Consider the following 17,298-nt stretch of genomic DNA (forward strand, 5'->3'; position numbering starts at 1 on the left):
TCAACCAAGCTACGGCGCAGCGCTCCAGCCAACATCGACATTGTTAAGACATTCCTGTGGCCGCGCGCCAGGCCTGCACAACGAAGCTGTGCTGGTTCCAGATCATCAGCGCTCCACTCACAGCCATGAGCGCGACCACAAGGCCGCGGAACTGTCGTCCACTTAGGCGTTCGAGCCAGCGCTTGGCCAGCAGATTGGCAAGCGCAGCGCCCAAACCCGCGGCTGCGCCGTACATGACCGCCTGACCACCGAGCGCGCCGAGTCCGGTGAATACCGCGATCTTGACGACATCGGTCACAAACGAGTTCACCGATTTCGTGGCGACCAACGTCTCCTTCTCCGAACCGTAGTTCAGATAGAGCGAATTCAAGACGGGTCCCACCGTGCCCATCAGCGCTGACAACAGCGCGACGATCAGGCCGGCCGGGAGGAACCACCAGCGGCGGGCTCGGTAGCTCCGCTCGCGCGCGCCGCCGCGAAATTCCCAGACTGCACTGATCAGATAGATCCCTATGAGTATCTGGAGCCATTCCGCCCGACTGTTGGCGAAGAGCCAGGAGCCCGCAGCGGCACCGGCGATGGCGCCGGGCAGGTACCAACGGACCAGGCTCCAATCGATGTCGCGCCGGAAGGCCAGGGCGCGGATGGGATTGCCGATGAGCTCGGTCAAGGTGATGACCGGCGCAACCGCCGCGCTCCCTGTGATGAAAGTCACGGCGGGGATCAGCAATAGACCTCCGCCTCCGGCCGAGAGGGTGTTCAGTGTCCAGGTGAGGAACCCCGCCAACGCCAGGAGGCCTAGTCTAATCCAGTCCATCCGATCAGAACGAAGCGGACCTTTGATCGTTCCGAACGCGTTAGTTCGCAAAAGCCCGGCCCGCCCCTTGAGTCTCGTGTGCGATGGAAAGGTGATCTCAGGCGCAATGCTGGTGGCGGAGAGACGCCGTGCCAGAGAACCATTCCCGAGGCGGCGGGAAGAAGGCCGACGATCGCTCCGAGTCGGCCGAACTCCGCCGTTGGACGCGCGCGCGGACGCCCAATCTAGCTCTTTTTGACGGCGACCTTGTCGAGGGCTGCGCGCAGTCCTTTCGCCAGCTTCTGCGCATCGTCGTACGCCCAGAAATGCATGAAGAAGAGCCGCGGTTGCTCATCGAGCATGTGGCTATGCAACGCGGTGATCTCGATGCCGTTATCCAGCATGGCTTTGATAACCGGATTGACCTCCTTTGCTGTCAGCACAAAATCACCCGTGATCGCCGCCTTGCCGCCACCTGTCGATTGGAAGTTAATCGCTATTGCCGAGCCCATGGCCGCCGGCACTTCCATTCCATTTTCCTCGACCGGCTCAGCGCGCGAGATCGTGAACTGGTAGACCGCGCCATTGGCCTTACCCTTATAACCGATGGTTTGGTCGACACCGGCCGTGTCGAACTCGATCTGTGGTGCGGCTTGCGGCTGGGCGCCGCCTCCCATCGGTGTTTTGCTCAGCGCCAATCCGGCATGAAGCGCTGTGGCGAGCGTAACCGGGTCGCCCTGGCCGAAGACGTGCATGTAGAGTGTCATCGGCTCCGCGCGCAGCAAGTGGTTGTGTACCGCAGTGATCTCGATCCCGCTTTCTTCAAGCTTCTTCATGACCGGGTTCACCTCGTCCTGCGTCAGAACGATGTCGCCCATAACCATTGCCTGATCTCCCATGGGTTCGAACGCAATCCAGCCTCCAAGCGCAAATCCGGGTTTCAGGGCCACGCCGTCGAGCGAAACCTTCAGGTCCGTTCGCGGCAGCCCGACCCGGTAGACGCCATCAGGCGTCTCGGTTCCGGATTTGCCGAGCGCCTTAGCGATTGTTTGCCAATCGGGTGCCGCCGATGCCGGTTGGAGCAGCGCCGACATCGCGATCAGCATTGCTCCGGTCACGAGTTTTGCATGCATGGGATTTCTCCTTGTGATCTGCCCCCCAATTTGTCATGCGGCTGCTGGCTTCGTGGCGGGAGGGTCGGCGCCGCGCATGATCGCGGCAATGATTACGATCGCCGGGTCGCGCTCGAGCCCATTTTTGGATCGGGCTCGCCGGCATATGGAATCCTGTCGGCCGTATCATAATCCTCATTGCACCAGCGCCCCACGACGTCGCCGACCGGAAGGTTCTTTCTCGCCCATTTTTCCAGTTCGGCAAACCGCTTCGCCACGTCGCCGTCATAGGCATCCATGCTGCCGAGACGGTAGCCGGGATATGGGCTGCTCAGATCCTCCTGCATCTTCCAGATCACGCCGCGGCCAGGGACCACAAATGCCGGGTGAATGCCGCGCGCCAGCGCAATGCCGCGCTTGCGGTATTCCGGCTTCAGATCGCCGAGACGCGCCAGGGCGAACAGCCACATCGCCAGATAGTGGAAATACTGGCCGTCGCGATCGGCCGCTTCGCCGATCCTCAGTCCGCGCCGGCGGCCGAGCACACGCTCGACATCGGCCACCAGCCGCGCGGCTTCGCCCAGCCAGCGCTGTTCGCCAGTTTCCGCATAAAGCGAGACGTAGAGCACGACCCCAAAGGCATCGGTCCAGAGATACGCCAGCCGTTGGGCCAGATGCCTTCGGCGCGCATCCAGTCGAGTTTTTGCAGGACATAGTCGACGTCACGCAGCATCGTCACGCAGCATCGCGCCAAGCCCCGAACTGGCAGAGCCGGCCCGTGTTCGGTGTCCCGCGATTGTGAGCATGCGGCATGTCTGCCTCCGCTCCGATTGGCCTTAGCCAGATACCGCGAAACGATCTGATCGGCGGCAGGTTCCTTGGCCGCTGTCACCGGCGCGACCGGGAACCCTCGACCTGATCATGAGTTTCGGATCCAGGCGCTCACAACGGGATGCGGGGGTTACCAGTCATTTTCGGAGCCTTTCGATCGAGGAGGCAAAGTTGCGACACCGCCAAGTCAGAGTTGACGGAATTACTGTCTTCTTTCGCGAGGAAGGCCCGGCCGACGCTCCGGTGCTTCTGCTGCCGCACGGCTATCCCTGTTCGTCCTATCAGTTTCGAAGGCTGATGCCCGGACTGGCTGATCGCTGGCACACGTTCGCCCCGGATTTTCCTGGCTTCGGCTACAGCGCTACGCCCGACATGGCTGCATTCGGCTACGATTTCGAGACCTATGCCGGGTTTTTGGCGGCTTTCGCGGACGCGCTCGGCCTGTCTCACTATGCGCTCTGGCTGCACGATTACGGCTCGCAGATCGGATTGCGCCACGCCATCGCCTATCCGGAGCGCGTTGCCGCGCTTATCATCCAGAACGGCGACATCTACGAAGACGTGCTCGGCCCGAAATACGCAGCCATCAAGGCGTATTGGAACGACAAGACGCCCGACAGGCATCGCCCGCTGGAAGAAGCGGTGAGCGAGGAGGGCTTCCGGCACGAGTTCATCGGTGAGGTTGGCGAGGCCGTGGCCGAGCGCGTGCCACCGGATCTGTGGAAACTCCATTGGCCTCTGATGGACACGCCGCCCCGTCGGCGGCTTGCGGTCGGCCTGATGGAGAAGCTGGAGGCGAACCTCAACTGGTTCCCGAAATACCAGGCTTATCTGCGCGAACGGCAACCACCGACACTGATCGTCTGGGGTCCCGAGGATGGCTATATGCCGGCCGCATCGGCCCGCGCCTACAAGCGCGACTTGCCGCAAGCAGAGCTCCATCTCCTCGATGGCGCCGGCCACTGGCTACTGGAAACCCATTTCGATGAGGCGCTTGCGTTGGTGCGCGACTTCCTCGCACGCGTTCACAGCCGAGCACCGACGCGACCGTCAGGTAACCAGTTGAAAGCGTGGTGATCCCGACAGGAATCGAACCTGTGACCTACAGATTAGGAATCTGCCGCTCTATCCTACTGAGCTACGGGACCACGCGGCCCGACACATAACCGCTTCGGGACGTTTCGCCAAGAGGCAGCTAGGCCGCTCGCTTGGGTTCGACCGCGAACGGGCTCAGGCCGAGCCAGGTCTGCATTTTGCGCGCGATGTCCTGGTCGCCCGTCAAGATGACTTTCGGCCCGGCCTTCTCGACGGTGATCAGCCCCATCCAGATTTCGGTCATGGTGTGCAGGTCGGTCGAGACGTAGAGATCGACATCGAAGCCCGGATCGTACCAGCAGAGGTCGACCTCGCCGTGCTTCTCGACGATCAGCCACCATGACCGCTTGGAGGCGGGGAGCTCCTGATACAGAAATTGTATCACCGTGCGCCCGTCGGGCAGCGGCGACGCGTTGAGATTGCGCCGCATGTCCCACATCAGCAGCGATGGATCGAGGTTCTTCAGCGACAGCCGCGACTCGACCCATTTCTGGCCCCAAAAACCCATCGCCTCGACGACGGAACGCAGATCCCTGCCTGCCTCGGTCATCCGGTATTCGAAGATGCCTTTCTCGCCGCGCACCTCCTTGCGCTCGACGATCCCGGCCAGTTCGAGCTCCTTGAGCCGTTGCGACAGAAGGGTCGGCGACATTTTGGGGACGCCGCGGCGCAGATCGTTGAAACGGGTCGAGCCCGCCACCAATTCGCGAAGCAGAACCATGGTCCAGCGGGTGCACAGCACCTCCGCGGCCATCGATAACGGGCAGAACTGTTTGTATCCGGACTGGGTCACGATGTTGCCTTCCCCTCAAACTCCGCCGGAACCATAGGCCTTTCCCAGCGACGCGGCGAGTACAGAAACTGTACCGGCCCAGTGCGGTGGAATCGAAGTTCCTGCTTTCTGGGTGGCATCAGCGTTAGGAACTTCAAATCCAAAACCACACTGGAAATCCAAGCACTTGCTGGTGTGGCTTTTGAATCCGAAATTCGCTCGCTGCGTAGCTCCAAAGTGAATGCGAATTTCGGATTCGCCACACCAGTACAGATCGGGGACTGGCTGGCGCGACCCTTGCCATGCGACCCCTCTGCCGCTGCACGGGATACCCCTGTGCACGACCAGGAGACATGACCCATGACCGCTTACGTTATCGCAGACATCAAGGTGAGGGACCCGAAGTGGATGCCGGCCTATGCCGCGTCGGTCCACGACCTCGTTCACAAGCACGGCGGCAGATATCTGTCGCGCAGCGGCAATGTGAAGACGCTCGAAGGCAAGCCGCTCGACACGACGCTGATTGCCTTGATGGCGTTCCCGACCGAGGCCGCGGCGCGCGCCTTCACCGACGATCCTGCCTACGCGCCGTTCGTTTCGGCCCGTCAGGGCGGCAGCGACAGCCGTTTCCAGCTGATCGACAACTCCGATCTGGCCGGAACCATCCCCTATCTGCCGAAGGGATGATCGGCATTCGTCGCATCGGGACAGGGATCTCCCAGCAACAACAGCCACAGCGCCCACCTGCCGGACCTCCTTACTTCCGGCGGCCGGCCGGGCTGTGCTTTTCAAGAAGAATGGAATGACTATGACAATCAACTTTCGCAACAAGTTCCTCGCTGCCGCGGCGCTGCTGTCGGCCTGCACTGCGTTGGCGCAGGCGCATCAGGCAGCGCCCGCGTCCGGTCCCAATCCGCTGGCCGACGAGGTACGCGCGGCCAACAGCCGCTTCGAGAATGTGGCGGCGGCGACCGCTGAGGGCTATGCGCCGATTCCCTGCGCCAGCGGCATCACCGGCGGCGCCATGGGCATCCACTATGTCAATCCCGGCTACCTCAAGGACGACGCTGTCGATGTCGCCAAGCCGGAAGCGGTGATGTACGAGCCGATGGCCGACGGCACGCTAAAACTGATCGCGGTCGAATACATCACCTCGAAAGGCCCGGCCTCGCTCGATGGGCATCTGTTCAACTTCAACAGCGCGCCCAATCGCTATGGCCTCGGCCCGTTCTATGAGCTGCATGTCTGGGCCTGGAAGGGCAACCCGACCGGCGCGTTCGCGGATATGAACCCGAACGTGTCGTGCGAACCGACGACTGCTGTCAGCCAGTAAGCAGCCGAGCCAGGCGGCGCCAACGCCGCCTGGCCGCGCTGAATTGCGGGGCAGCCGGCAACGGGCGCAAAGACGGCTCAGAGAGCGGAACTTTCGGGATGCCGGCGCGCTTTAGTGTCCCGAAGGAGACACCGCATGAGCGCCACCAAAGAGTTCTTTGAGACCTGGCTGCAGGAGAATGTCGGCAATTTGCCGGCCGAGAGCGAGGTGAGCGTCGCCGTTCTGGCGCAGCAATTCGAGCAGGACGCCGACGCTGCCGGCTATGGCCACGAGGTTCGCGAAGACGAACTCGGCAATATCCAGGAGGCGATCGAGGCAGCCCTGACGAAGGCGAGGACAGGCGAAGAGCCGCAGGCTGCCGATGACAATGAGCTGGCGCCGGTCATGGAGGCGCTGGAGGTCGAGGATCCGAAGAGCGGACCGTAGCGGTTGCGGCTCTTCCCTTCCACGCTACATGACCGGGCATGATGGATGCCAAACACCTCACACTCGGCGTCGTGATCGGCGTGGCTATCGGCGTCGTGTTGGACAACATTGTTGCGGGCATTGGTATAGGTATTGCTCTGGGCATTGCCTTCGGCCTTGCCCGGAAGTCGTCCGGCCGGAAGTGACCAGCAGAACATGTCCTGCCCGGTTTTGCCGCCCAGAGGTGCGGCGCTTGCCGCACCGCCGATGCCGAATGGCTACGCCGCCAGCGCTGTTTCCGCCAGCTTCACCCAATAGCTCATGCCGTGCGGGATGACCTCGTCGTTGAAGTCGTAGGCTGGGTTGTGCAGGCCGGCGGTATCGCCATTGCCGATGAAGATGAAGGCGCCTGGCCGCGCTTCAAGCATGTAGGAGAAATCCTCGCCGCCCATCACCGGCTGGATCGCGCGGTGCACATGGCTGTCGCCGGCGACGTCGGCCGCGATGTCGCTGGCAAAGACCGTCTCTTCCGGATGGTTGAAGGTGACGGGGTAATTGGCATTGTAATCAACCTCGATTGTCGCGCCGAAGGCAGCGCCCAGGCCTTGGCAAAGTGCGCGGATGCGCTCCTCTGCCTTCTTGGCGACTTCCTTCTTCAGCGTGCGTACGGTGCCGGCGATCTCGGCGGTCTCGGGAATGACGTTATAGGCGTCGCCGGCATGGAATTTCGTCACCGAGACGACCACCGCCTCGACCGGATCGGTGCTGCGCGAGGCGATCGTCTGTAACGCGCCGACGAGTTGGCTGGTGATGACGATCGGATCGATGGTGCCGTGCGGCATCGCCGCGTGGCCGCCCCGGCCCTTGACGGTGATGGTGAATTCGGCGGTCGCCGCCATGATCGGGCCCGGCCTGATGGCGAACTGGCCGACCGGCAGGCCCGGCATGTTGTGCATGCCGAAAACCTTGGAGATACCGAAGCGCTCCATCATACCGTCCTTGACCATCTCGTTGCCGCCGCCGCCGCCTTCTTCGGCCGGCTGGAAGATGACCGCGACGGAGCCGGCGAAATTGCGCGTTTCGGCGAGGTATTTGGCGGCACCCAACAACATAGCGGTGTGGCCGTCATGGCCGCAGGCGTGCATCTTGCCGGGGACGGTCGAGGCATAGGATTTGCCGGTGATCTCGTTGAGCGGCAGGGCATCCATGTCGGCGCGCAGGCCGATGGTCGAGCCTTCGCCGTGGCGGCCGCGGATGATGCCGACGACGCCGGTCTTGCCCAAACCCGTCACGATATCGTCGCAGCCGAAAGCCTTCAGCTTCTCCGTGACGAAAGCGGCGGTCTTGAAGACGTCGAAATTCAGCTCCGGCGTCTGGTGCAAATGGCGGCGCCAGCCGGCCACCTCGTCCTGCATTTCGGCGGCTCGGTTCAGGATCGGCATGATGGTTCCATTTCGCTGTTGGAGCAGGCGGTCTTGGCCTGCTGCTTTGCAATTGTGCCTGCTGCCTTGCAACCATGCACGCTGCTTTGCATTGTGCTGCTGCTTCCACATTGTGATCGGCAGCACTTTGCCATGTTGACGTCACATAGAGTAAATAGCACCGCGACTGTGGTCCGGGAACAGAGGGCCGGACCATTATCCTGGCGATCGTGTAACGAAATCTTACGGAGCCAGGTGCGACTGCGGCAAGGGGCTATTTCGGTTTTCATGATGCGCTACAGGCATTTCCTCAGACTGTTGGTGGCGGGCACGGTGGTGCTTGCGTCGCTGGCCGGGCCTGCCTTGGCCAATCCGACAATCCTGTTCGACCTGAACAGCGGCAAGATCCTGCAGCACCAGGAGGCGTTCAGGCGCTGGTACCCGGCGTCGCTGACCAAGCTGATGACCGCCTATGTGGCGTTTCGGGCGATTGCCGCGGGCGAGGTCCAGCTCGATTCGCCGATCAAGGTAACGAAACATTCTGCCGGCGAGCCGCCGAGCAAGATGGGCTTCAAGCCGGGCTCGGTGATGCGGTTGGACAATGCGCTGAAGATGATGCTGGTCAAATCGGCCAACGATATCGCCATGGCGGTCGGCGAGAATATCGGCGGTTCGCAAGCGGCTTTCGCCGAACGCATGAACGCCGAAGCGCAGAGGCTCGGCATGAGCGGGTCCCATTTTGTCAATCCGAACGGGCTCTATTCGCCGGACCAGTATACGACAGCGCGCGATCTCGCTTTGCTGGTGATGGCGATTCGCAAGGAATTTCCGCAATATGCCCCCTGGTTCTCGATCGAAGGCCTTGCGGTCGGCAAGAAGGCGATCTCCAACTACAACCTGCTGATCGGCCGCTATCCGGGTGCCGACGGCATGAAGACGGGTTTCGTCTGCTCGTCCGGCTTCAACATGATCGGCTCGGCGACCCGCAACGGCCGCACCCTGGTCGCCGTAGTGCTCGGCGAGCAATCGGCCATTACCCGTGCAGAGGCGGCGGCAAAATTGCTCGACCAGGGCTTTGCAACGCCGGCGCCGAGCTGGCTGACGGTAGCGGCGCTACCCACCTATGGCGATACCATGTCGGCCAACGACATGAATGACGAAATCTGCAAGAAGAAGCCGGTCGAGGAGCAGTCGGAAACCGCACCCGCCGTCGGCGACAAGGGCAAGGACGTGCCGAAATCGCCCTATCAGGAAAAGCTCGACCACGTACCGACGCTGATCGCCGTCGGCCTCGGCGGCGCCACGGGACCGAAGCCGAAGGCGATGCTCGACGCCTCCGGGCAGGAATATGCCGACGTGCCGCTGCCGACATGGCGGCCGGACCGGGCGCCGCCGGCCGGCGCCGAGCCAATTGTGGCCGGATCCGCCACCGCCGCGCAGGTCCAGCAGCCGGCCAAGGCGCTGAACTAGCCGCATGGCCGGCTTCCCGATCCCCGTTTCGGTGCTCACCGGCTTTCTCGGTGCCGGCAAGACGACGCTGCTCAACCGGCTGCTCCGAGATCCGGCGCTCGCCGACACCGCCGTCATCATCAACGAGTTCGGCGAGGTGGCGATCGACCATCTCCTGGTCGAGCAGGCCTCCGACGGCATCATCCAGCTCTCCGACGGCTGTCTCTGCTGCACGGTGCGCGGCGAACTGGTCGACACGCTGGCTGACCTCGTCGACCGGCTGCAGACCGGCCGCATCGACCGGCTTGCCCGCGTCATCGTCGAGACCACCGGGCTCGCCGATCCCGCCCCCGTGCTGCAGTCGATCATGGCACACCCCGCCCTGGTCCAGGCCTTCCGGCTCGACGGCGTCATCACCCTGGTCGATGCCGTGAACGGCAATGCGACGCTCGATGCGCATGTCGAGGCGGTGAAGCAGGTGGCCATCGCCGATCGCATGGTGCTCAGCAAGGCCGACCTGACCACGGATGCAGGCGATGTCGAGGCGTTGCGGGCGCGGCTCAGGCAGCTCAACCCGGGCGCCGTGGTGCTCGACGCGGGCGAGGCAAGCACCGCGACCCTGTTCGATAGCGGCCTCTACAATCCGGCCACCAAATCCGTCGATGTGCAGCGTTGGCTGGGCGAACAAGCCGGCCACGACCATGACCACGGCGGGCATGACCATGCCGACCATGATCACCATGACCACAGGCACGATTCCCGTGTGCGTTCGTATTCGCTGGTTCATGACGGGCCGGTGCCGTTTTCGGCAATCGAGATGTTCCTCGATCTGTTGCGCTCGGCGCATGGCGAGCGCCTTTTGCGGATGAAAGGCGTCATCGAGCTTGCAGAAGACTGGTCGCGGCCGCTGGTTATCCATGGCGTGCAGAAGATCCTGCATCCGCCGGTGCAACTGCCGGCCTGGCCGGACAGCCAGCGCGGCACCAGGCTGGTGCTGATCACGCTCGACATGCCCGAAGACTATGTCCGGCGGCTGTTCGCCGCCTTCACCAATCGGCCGTCGATCGACACACCGGATCGCGCAGCACTGGAAAGCAACCCGCTGGCTATTGCCGGATCGTGATCTCCCCCCTTTTGAGGGGGAGATGTCGCCGAAGGCGACAGAGGGGGTCGCCTCGGCTGGCGCGACGCCTTGTGGGACGAAAGAAAAGGTTGGCGCTTCACGCGCGGCAACCCCCTCTGGCCTGCCGGCCATCTCCCCCTCAAGGGGGAGATTATCCCGCTCAGCCGCTTTCGCCAGAACGAGCTAAGTCGAGACTCAGCCGATCCCGCGCTCGACCAGGAAGCGGTGGCCGCCTGCCATCGCCGTCGTTTCGATCAGCCGATGGCCGCTCTCGGCGCAGAAGGCGGGAATGTCGATGACGGCGAGCGGGTCGGTGGTTTCGAGCCACAGGCGGCTGCCCGGCTGCATTGCGGCCAGGCGCTTTTTTGCCTTGAGCACGGGCAACGGGCAGTTCAAGCCTTTGAGGTCGTAGACGGCGGCGGGGCTGGTTGAGGGCCTGTCTTCCTGGCCCCCATCTTCCTGTTCAAGCATGAACCTCAGCCGCCAAACATGCCGAGCAGTTTCTTCTTCAGCCTTGTCGCCGTGCTTTCGGCGTCCGCAGCCTGCGTTTCGGCGACCGGAACGGCCTCCGCGGATGGCGCGACGGTTGCGGTCGCGACAGGCGCTTCGGCCGCCGACTTGGCAGCATCCTTTTCGGCCAATGCCTGCGCCTTGGCGGCTTCCTTCTCGGCCAGGGCTTGCGCCTTGGCTGCCGCTTTCGCTGCCTTCGCCGCTTCTATCGCGGCAAGCCGCTGTTCCTCGGCCTTCTGCTTGGCAGCCTTTTCGGCGTCGAGCGCTGCCATCTTGCGGCCCGCCGGCGAATCGATGCGGCCCATGCGCGCCGTTTCGGCCACCGTGCCGTCCGGGTTGAGCGAGGGCGGCTCGATCGGAACGCGTTCGCCGCGGGCACGCCGCTTCGACCAGTCGGAAACGATGCTGGCTTCCTTGATCCCGGCGATGGTTGGCTTGGGCGCCGGCACGCTGGCCTTTATGACGCCGTTGAAGGCCGCCTCATAGGTGCTTTGATAGGCGTTGATGGCGCTCTTCAGCGAATCGGGCTGGGTGGTCGGAGGGCAAGGGCCGGTCGGATTGAAGGTCGAGCCGTCGGCCGCAACCTGGTTGAACACGTAGCGCTTCTCGCAGACGTCGACTTTCGGCGGCACCTTGGTGACCTCGAAATTGTCGTAGCCAACCTTCAGCATCTTCCAGAATTCGTAGTTCGGGTCGTTGCGATAGCGCGCCATGTTGGCGGCGGTCATGCGGAACGGAAAAGCCTGGATCTGAAACTCGGTCTGGCCGCCCTGGAAGGCGTCGCGGCCGAAAGCGTAGATCTGCTCGATCTGGGCGTCGGTCATCGAATAGCAGCCGGACGACGAGCAGGCGCCATGGACCATCAGGTTGGAACCGGTGCGGCCATTGGCGCGGTCATAGGCGTTCGGGTAGCCGATATTGAAGGACAGGTGGTAATTCGACCGCGGGTTCATCTGTGCCGGGCGGACCGTGTAAAAGCCTTCCGGCGCCTGGCGGTCGCCTTCGGTGAATTTCGGGCCGAGCTTGCCCGACCATTTGCAGATGTCGTAGCTGGCGACCAGGTCGTAGCGGCCGTTGGTCTTGGCCTTCCAGATTTCGAGCTTGCCTTCTTCCTTGAAGATGCGGGCCATCACCGAGGAGGTGCGGACCATGCCCTTGGCTTTCATTTCGGCCAGGACTTTGTCCGGCAGCGGCTTGTTGGCTTGCGGCGCAAAATCCTTCATCGAAGCGTCATTGCAGCCGGCGACGCCGATCGCAGCGATCAGAACTCCGGTGCGGGCAAGCTTGGCAAACATGGATATGGCTATCGTCTTCATCTCTGCGCCGCGGATGCCGCAGCTGCTAAACCGACCGCTGACGGACCTTAAGCCCGTTAACCTTGAAAATTCCTTACCGCAAGCATGCGGCGCGTCCCCTTGCGTTAAGCTCACTGAGCCGAATGCAGCGGCATTTTTGTGGCGAAACTGGTTCACGCCGCCACATTTCAGGCCGCGTGCCTGCGTTGGTTACAGATTGCGGCCCATCGCCAGGTATTTCTCGCGGCGATGCTCGCGGAAGTCGGTGTTGGCGCCGGAGAATTCCTTCATCGTCCTGGCGATGAGGTCGCCGGTGGCGGCGATCACCGTTTCGGGGGCGCGATGGGCACCGCCGAGCGGCTCGGCGATGATGGCGTCGATGATCTTCAGCTCCAGCAGGTCCTGCGCCGTGATCTTCATATTGGTCGCAGCATCCTTGGACCGCGTGGTATCGCGCCACAGGATCGAGGCGGCGCCCTCCGGCGAGATCACCGAATAGATGGCGTGTTCGAGCATGTAGACGCGGTTGGCGGTGGCGATCGCTATAGCGCCGCCCGAGCCGCCTTCGCCGATCACCACCGAGATCGACGGCACCTTCAGGCCAAGGCAGGCCGAGGTCGAGCGGGCGATGGCTTCCGCCTGGCCGCGCTCTTCGGCGTTGACGCCGGGATAGGCGCCGGCCGTGTCGACCAGCGTCAGCAGCGGGATCTGGAAGCGGTCGGCGAGTTCCATCAGCCGCACCGCCTTGCGGTAGCCCTCCGGCCGCACCGAGCCGAAATTATGCTTCAGCCGGCTTGCCGTATCGGAACCCTTCTCCTGGCCGATGATCGCCACCGGCTCGCCGCGAAAGCGGGCGAAGCCGCCGACGATCGCCTGGTCCTCGCCGAAATTGCGGTCGCCGGCAAGCGGCGTGAAATCGGTAAGCAGGCCCTTGATGTAGTCGATGCAATGCGGCCTGTCCGGATGGCGCGCCACCTGCACCTTCTGCCATGGCGTCAGCGCCTTGTAGGCGTCGCGCAGCGCATCGCGCGAGCGCTTCTCGAGACGTGCGATCTCATCGCCGACGTCGACCGCCTCGCCGTTCTCGGCAAGCTTCTTCAGCTCAAGGATCTTGCCTTCGAGATCCTGCACAGGCTTTTCGAAATCGAGGTAATTGTACATTCTTGGGCGAACCGGCAAGTCGGAAGGCAATGACTGACGCAAGCCCGAAAATGCAGGCTGGGCGCGGTGGAGCGTCGTTCTCACATAGCGACATGACGCCTAGTCGGCAAGCGGATGATGATCGTTGACCAGACGCACCAGCCGCTCCTCCAGCACATGCGTGTAGATCTGCGTCGTTGAAATATCGGCATGGCCGAGCAGCTGCTGCACGGCCCTGAGATCGGCGCCGTTCTGCAAGAGATGGCTGGCGAAAGCATGTCGCAGCACATGCGGCGATATCTTCGCCGCGGCAATGCCGGCCCGTGCGGCAAGCGCTTTCAGCTCGCGGGCAAAGACCTGTCTCGAGAGATAGCCGCTGTCGGCGGCGGCCGGAAACAGGAACGGGCTGTCGGCAAGAGCCGGTACCGCCGCCCGGGCGGCAAGCCAGGTCCGCATCGCCGTGCGCGCCTTGGCCGACAGCGGCACCATGCGCTCCTTGTTGCCCTTGCCGCGCACCATGAAGAAGCGGTCGTCGCGCTGCGCCACCGTCACCGGAAGGCCGACCAGCTCCGAAACGCGCAAGCCGGTGGCGTAGAGCACCTCGACCAGCGCGTGCAGGCGCAGCGCCGCCAGCCTGTCGGCGCCATGCATGGAGGGGTCCATCGCCTCCTGCGCCGCGCGGTCGAGCAGCCGGCCGGTATCGGCCTCGCTCATCGTCTTAGGCAGCGGCCGGCCCTTCCTCGGGCTGTCCAGCGTGCCGGTCGGATCGTCGCCGCGCAGGCCCTCGGCATAGAGAAACTTGAAGAACTGCCGGATCGCCGACAATTTGCGCGCCTGCGAGGTGGCGGCAAAGCCGCGCGCGGCGATGTCGTCGAGATAGGCACGGATGTCGGCGCTGGTGGCAGCGGCAAGCCCACCGCCGATCCCGGCGGAAGCGTCTTCGAGGTCGCGGCGATAGGAGGAAAGCGTGTTTTCGGCGGCGCCGCGCTCGGCGCTCATCATCTCCAGGAAGGCTTCGATGCGAGCGGCGCTGTTCATTTTTTGGGATTGAGCTTTTCCGGAGGGATACGCACGCTCATTTCCGCCTTCCTCGGCTCGACGAACATGACCAGGGCGAACATCGCGCCATAGACAATGCCGGCCAGAATCGCGAGCGTCACGACAAAGCGAAACAGTGTTGGCATTAATTTTCGCCCGTCGTCTTATTCTGCATTTCCAACCCTGTGCCCTTATGAGACGCCAATCCGGCCAATTCAAGGACCAAGCCGATAACAGGTCCCGGTTGCGCCGCGCTTGACGCAAACAGGCTTTTGATGTCGATACGCCGGCAAAGAGGCCCTAGAAACATGAACGCGCTACCAGCAAATCCTCCGGGCGAGAGCCATGCCGCGCTGCTCGGCCGGCTGGGCGGCCGTTCCATCGTCTTTGTCGGGCTGATGGGGGCCGGCAAGACGGCGATCGGCCGCAAGGTGGCGGCGATGCTGGCGCTGCCCTTCATCGACAGCGACCAGGAGATCGAAAGCGTCTCGCGCATGAGCGTCCCGGACCTGTTCGAGCGCTATGGCGAGGCGGAGTTCCGGGCACTGGAGCAGCGCGTCATCCTGCGTGTGCTGGAGCACGGGCCGCAGGTGCTGTCGACCGGCGGCGGTGCCTTCATGAACGCGCAGACGCGCGAGGCGATCGCCAGCCATGGCGTTTCGGTTTGGCTGAAGGCCGAGATCGACCTGTTGATGGAGCGCGTTTCCAAGAAACAGAACCGGCCGCTGCTGAAAAGCGCCGATCCGCGCGCCGTGCTTGAACGGCTGATGGCGGAACGCTACCCGGTTTATGCCGCGGCCGATGTCGTCGTGCCGACCCGCGACGACCGCAAGGAGATCATTGCCGCCGAAGTGGTGGACGCGCTGCGCGGCCATCTTGGCGTTGCCGGCATCGACGAGGTGCGGTCGTGAGCGCTGATGCAACGGTCACTGTCGAAGTCGGGCTTGGCGAGCGTGCCTACGACATTTTGATCGGCCCCGGCCTGCTGTCACGCGCCGGCGCCGAGATCTCGCGCCGTCTGCCGGGAACGCGGGCGGCGGTCGTCACCGACGAAAACGTCGCTAGCGCGCATCTCGCAGCGCTTGCGGCCGGCCTGGCAAGCGGTGGCATCCAACATGCCGTCATCACGCTGCCGCCAGGCGAAAAGACCAAGAGCTTTGCGCATCTCGAGGAGGTGGTCGACGGCGTGCTGGCCGCCAAGCTGGAGCGCGGCGATGTCGTCATCGCGCTCGGCGGCGGCGTCATCGGCGACCTGGCCGGCTTCGCCGCCGGCATCGCGCGGCGCGGCATGAACTTTGTGCAGGTTCCGACCTCGCTGCTGGCGCAGGTCGATTCCTCCGTCGGCGGCAAGACCGGCATCAACAGCAAGCGCGGCAAGAACCTCGTCGGGGTATTCCACCAGCCGAAGCTGGTGCTGGCCGACACCGAAGTGCTCGACACGCTGCCGATCCGCGAGTTTCGCGCCGGCTATGCCGAACTGGCCAAATATGGGCTGATCGACCGGCCCGAGTTTTTCGCCTGGCTGGAAGAAAACTGGCGTCAAGTGTTTGCCGGCGGGCCGGAGCGGGCTGCGGCCATCGCCGAGGCCTGTCGTTCCAAGGCCGACGTCGTTGCCCGCGACGAGTTCGAGACCGGCGACCGCGCGTTGCTCAATCTCGGCCACACCTTCGGTCATGCGCTGGAGGCGGCGACCGGCTATGACGGCGCAAGGCTCGTACATGGCGAGGGCGTCGCCATCGGCATGGCGCTGGCGCACCGCTTTTCGTCAAGGCTCAATTTGGCGAGCCCCGACGACGCGGCGCGTGTCGAGGCGCATCTTCGCGCCGTCGGTCTGCCCTGGCGCATGGCCGACATTCCAGGCGAACTGCCCGACGCCGAGACGCTGTTCTCCTTCATCACCCAGGACAAGAAGGTGTCGCGCGGCGCGCTGACCTTCATCCTGACGCGCGGCATCGGCCAGGCCTTTATCGCCCGGGATGTGCCGGCCTCGGAAGTGCTGGCTTTCCTCCGGGAGAACCATCCGGGTCGGCAGGAAAGCCGCCCGGGATGAGCCAGGCCGGCTGGATCGCGGCTGCCGTGCTCGCCGGCCTCGGCCTGCTGGGCTTCGTCCTGCGCCGGCACCTGCTCGCCGCCTTCGGCTACGAGCTGCAGCGCATCGAGCCGCAGCGCTCGGCGCGCGAGGAACTGCGCGGCGCCGTCGACGATTTCCGTCGCGACGGCCAGGTGGTGCGCGAGGACCGCGCCCGCATCGGCGGCCTGTTCGACCTCGAGGAGCTCGAAGTGTCGGACGTCATGGTCCACCGCACCAATATGCGCTCGGTCAACGCCGACGACCCGCCCGAAGCGGTGGTTCGCGAGATCCTGCAGAGCCCGCACACCCGCATGCCGTTGTGGAAGGGTTCGCTCGACAACATTGTCGGCGTGCTGCACGCGAAGGATCTGCTGCGCGCGCTGAACGAGGTCGGCAACGATTTTTCCAGGATCGACGTGATGAAGATCGCGTCGAAACCGTGGTTCGTGCCCGACACCACGACGCTTCAGGAGCAGCTCAATGCCTTCCTGCGCCGCAAGGCGCATTTCGCCATCGTCGTCGACGAATATGGCGAGGTCGAAGGGCTGGTGACGCTGGAAGACATCATCGAGGAGATCGTCGGCGAGATCGCCGACGAGCACGACATCGACATCCAGGGCGTCAAGCAGGAGGCCGACGGCTCCGTCGTCGTCGACGGCACGGTGCCGATCCGCGACCTTAATCGGGCGCTCGACTGGAACCTGCCGGACGAGGAAGCCACCACCATCGCCGGCCTTGTTATCCACGAGGCGCAGTCGATCCCGGACGAAAAGCAGGCCTTCACGTTTCACGGCAAGCGCTTCGTCGTCATGAAGCGCGACAAGAACCGTATCGCGCGGCTGAGGATCAAGCCGGCGATGCTTGGAGAATGACAGTGCGCACCTTGTGGCAGCCGGGGGCAGTCAGG

The 17,298-nt window shown here is 63.7% G+C and carries 20 protein-coding genes and 1 tRNA gene; 10 read left to right on the plus strand and 11 right to left on the minus strand.

What is annotated here, in order from left to right:
• Positions 1-43: 43 nt before the first annotated feature.
• From NKH28_RS14175 to NKH28_RS14185, 3 genes are all read right to left on the minus strand, one after another.
• On the minus strand, positions 44-817 hold the full coding sequence (locus NKH28_RS14175; protein WP_352471466.1) for a sulfite exporter TauE/SafE family protein: 774 nt from the start codon (positions 815-817) through the stop codon (positions 44-46).
• A 224-nt stretch (positions 818-1,041) separates the two neighbouring features.
• Entirely contained in the window at positions 1,042-1,929 is an 888-nt protein-coding gene (locus NKH28_RS14180) for a DUF1259 domain-containing protein (RefSeq protein ID WP_352471465.1), read from the minus strand.
• Between the two features lie 92 nt (positions 1,930-2,021).
• Positions 2,022-2,537 (minus strand): hypothetical protein, encoded by a 516-nt coding sequence (locus tag NKH28_RS14185; protein WP_352979249.1) that lies wholly within the window; start codon positions 2,535-2,537, stop codon positions 2,022-2,024.
• Between the two features lie 373 nt (positions 2,538-2,910).
• On the opposite strand from NKH28_RS14185, the gene NKH28_RS14190 reads away from it, so the two are divergent.
• Positions 2,911-3,816 (plus strand): alpha/beta fold hydrolase, encoded by a 906-nt coding sequence (locus tag NKH28_RS14190; protein WP_352979251.1) that lies wholly within the window; start codon positions 2,911-2,913, stop codon positions 3,814-3,816.
• Here the strand turns inward: NKH28_RS14190 and NKH28_RS14195 are convergent.
• Positions 3,811-3,887: transfer RNA gene (locus NKH28_RS14195), tRNA-Arg, on the minus strand. The genes NKH28_RS14190 and NKH28_RS14195 overlap by 6 nt on opposite strands.
• 47 nt (positions 3,888-3,934) lie before the next feature.
• Entirely contained in the window at positions 3,935-4,627 is a 693-nt protein-coding gene (locus NKH28_RS14200; protein WP_352457625.1) for a winged helix-turn-helix transcriptional regulator, read from the minus strand.
• A gap of 339 nt (positions 4,628-4,966) precedes the next feature.
• Here NKH28_RS14200 and NKH28_RS14205 point away from each other — a divergent pair, with 339 nt between their 5' ends.
• The 4 genes from NKH28_RS14205 (at position 4,967) to NKH28_RS14220 (ending at position 6,550) form a co-directional block, all read left to right on the plus strand.
• Complete coding sequence (locus tag NKH28_RS14205) at positions 4,967-5,293, plus strand: DUF1330 domain-containing protein (protein WP_023677873.1); 327 nt, start codon at positions 4,967-4,969, stop codon at positions 5,291-5,293.
• Between the two features lie 115 nt (positions 5,294-5,408).
• Positions 5,409-5,939 (plus strand): hypothetical protein, encoded by a 531-nt coding sequence (locus NKH28_RS14210; RefSeq protein ID WP_352979253.1) that lies wholly within the window; start codon positions 5,409-5,411, stop codon positions 5,937-5,939.
• A 135-nt stretch (positions 5,940-6,074) separates the two neighbouring features.
• A complete protein-coding gene (locus NKH28_RS14215) occupies positions 6,075-6,365 on the plus strand; it encodes a hypothetical protein (protein ID WP_352451191.1) in 291 nt (96 codons plus the stop codon).
• Between the two features lie 38 nt (positions 6,366-6,403).
• Positions 6,404-6,550: a glycine zipper domain-containing protein gene (locus NKH28_RS14220; RefSeq protein ID WP_023677876.1), complete on the plus strand. Its 147-nt coding sequence runs from the start codon at positions 6,404-6,406 to the stop codon at positions 6,548-6,550.
• A gap of 72 nt (positions 6,551-6,622) precedes the next feature.
• On the opposite strand, the gene NKH28_RS14225 is transcribed toward NKH28_RS14220, so the two are convergent.
• Positions 6,623-7,786, minus strand: a complete 1,164-nt coding sequence (locus NKH28_RS14225) for a M20 aminoacylase family protein (protein ID WP_352451192.1) — start codon at positions 7,784-7,786, stop codon at positions 6,623-6,625.
• 270 nt (positions 7,787-8,056) lie between these two features.
• On the opposite strand from NKH28_RS14225, the gene NKH28_RS14230 reads away from it, so the two are divergent.
• Positions 8,057-9,235: a D-alanyl-D-alanine carboxypeptidase family protein gene (locus NKH28_RS14230; RefSeq protein ID WP_352979338.1), complete on the plus strand. Its 1,179-nt coding sequence runs from the start codon at positions 8,057-8,059 to the stop codon at positions 9,233-9,235.
• A 4-nt stretch (positions 9,236-9,239) separates the two neighbouring features.
• The gene (locus NKH28_RS14235) at positions 9,240-10,337 is read left to right on the plus strand and encodes a CobW family GTP-binding protein (protein WP_352979255.1); all 1,098 of its coding nucleotides are present in this window, start codon (positions 9,240-9,242) and stop codon (positions 10,335-10,337) included.
• 195 nt (positions 10,338-10,532) lie between these two features.
• On the opposite strand, the gene NKH28_RS14240 is transcribed toward NKH28_RS14235, so the two are convergent.
• From NKH28_RS14240 to NKH28_RS14260, 5 genes are all read right to left on the minus strand, one after another.
• On the minus strand, positions 10,533-10,808 hold the full coding sequence (locus tag NKH28_RS14240) for a sulfurtransferase TusA family protein (protein WP_352683120.1): 276 nt from the start codon (positions 10,806-10,808) through the stop codon (positions 10,533-10,535).
• A 5-nt stretch (positions 10,809-10,813) separates the two neighbouring features.
• On the minus strand, positions 10,814-12,142 hold the full coding sequence (locus tag NKH28_RS14245; RefSeq protein WP_352979340.1) for a L,D-transpeptidase family protein: 1,329 nt from the start codon (positions 12,140-12,142) through the stop codon (positions 10,814-10,816).
• 210 nt (positions 12,143-12,352) lie between these two features.
• Positions 12,353-13,303, minus strand: coding sequence for an acetyl-CoA carboxylase carboxyltransferase subunit alpha (locus NKH28_RS14250; protein ID WP_352471457.1), 951 nt, complete (start codon positions 13,301-13,303; stop codon positions 12,353-12,355).
• A 99-nt stretch (positions 13,304-13,402) separates the two neighbouring features.
• Entirely contained in the window at positions 13,403-14,320 is a 918-nt protein-coding gene (locus NKH28_RS14255) for a site-specific tyrosine recombinase XerD (protein ID WP_352979256.1), read from the minus strand.
• Positions 14,317-14,466, minus strand: coding sequence for a hypothetical protein (locus tag NKH28_RS14260; RefSeq protein ID WP_023677884.1), 150 nt, complete (start codon positions 14,464-14,466; stop codon positions 14,317-14,319). Before NKH28_RS14260 ends, NKH28_RS14255 begins: the two co-directional genes overlap by 4 nt.
• A 162-nt stretch (positions 14,467-14,628) precedes the next feature.
• Between NKH28_RS14260 and NKH28_RS14265 the strand changes: the two genes are divergently transcribed.
• The 3 genes from NKH28_RS14265 to NKH28_RS14275 are packed head-to-tail and all read left to right on the plus strand — an operon-like array spanning position 14,629 to position 17,263.
• Positions 14,629-15,231, plus strand: a complete 603-nt coding sequence (locus tag NKH28_RS14265) for a shikimate kinase (protein ID WP_352471455.1) — start codon at positions 14,629-14,631, stop codon at positions 15,229-15,231.
• Entirely contained in the window at positions 15,228-16,370 is a 1,143-nt protein-coding gene (gene aroB, locus NKH28_RS14270; RefSeq protein WP_352820091.1) for a 3-dehydroquinate synthase, read from the plus strand. Before NKH28_RS14265 ends, aroB begins: the two co-directional genes overlap by 4 nt.
• On the plus strand, positions 16,367-17,263 hold the full coding sequence (locus NKH28_RS14275; protein WP_352476244.1) for an HlyC/CorC family transporter: 897 nt from the start codon (positions 16,367-16,369) through the stop codon (positions 17,261-17,263). Before aroB ends, NKH28_RS14275 begins: the two co-directional genes overlap by 4 nt.
• Positions 17,264-17,298 lie beyond the last annotated feature (35 nt).

Origin of the sequence: Mesorhizobium sp. M1227, assembly GCF_040318315.1 — a bacterium.
Classification (GTDB): domain Bacteria; phylum Pseudomonadota; class Alphaproteobacteria; order Rhizobiales; family Rhizobiaceae; genus Mesorhizobium.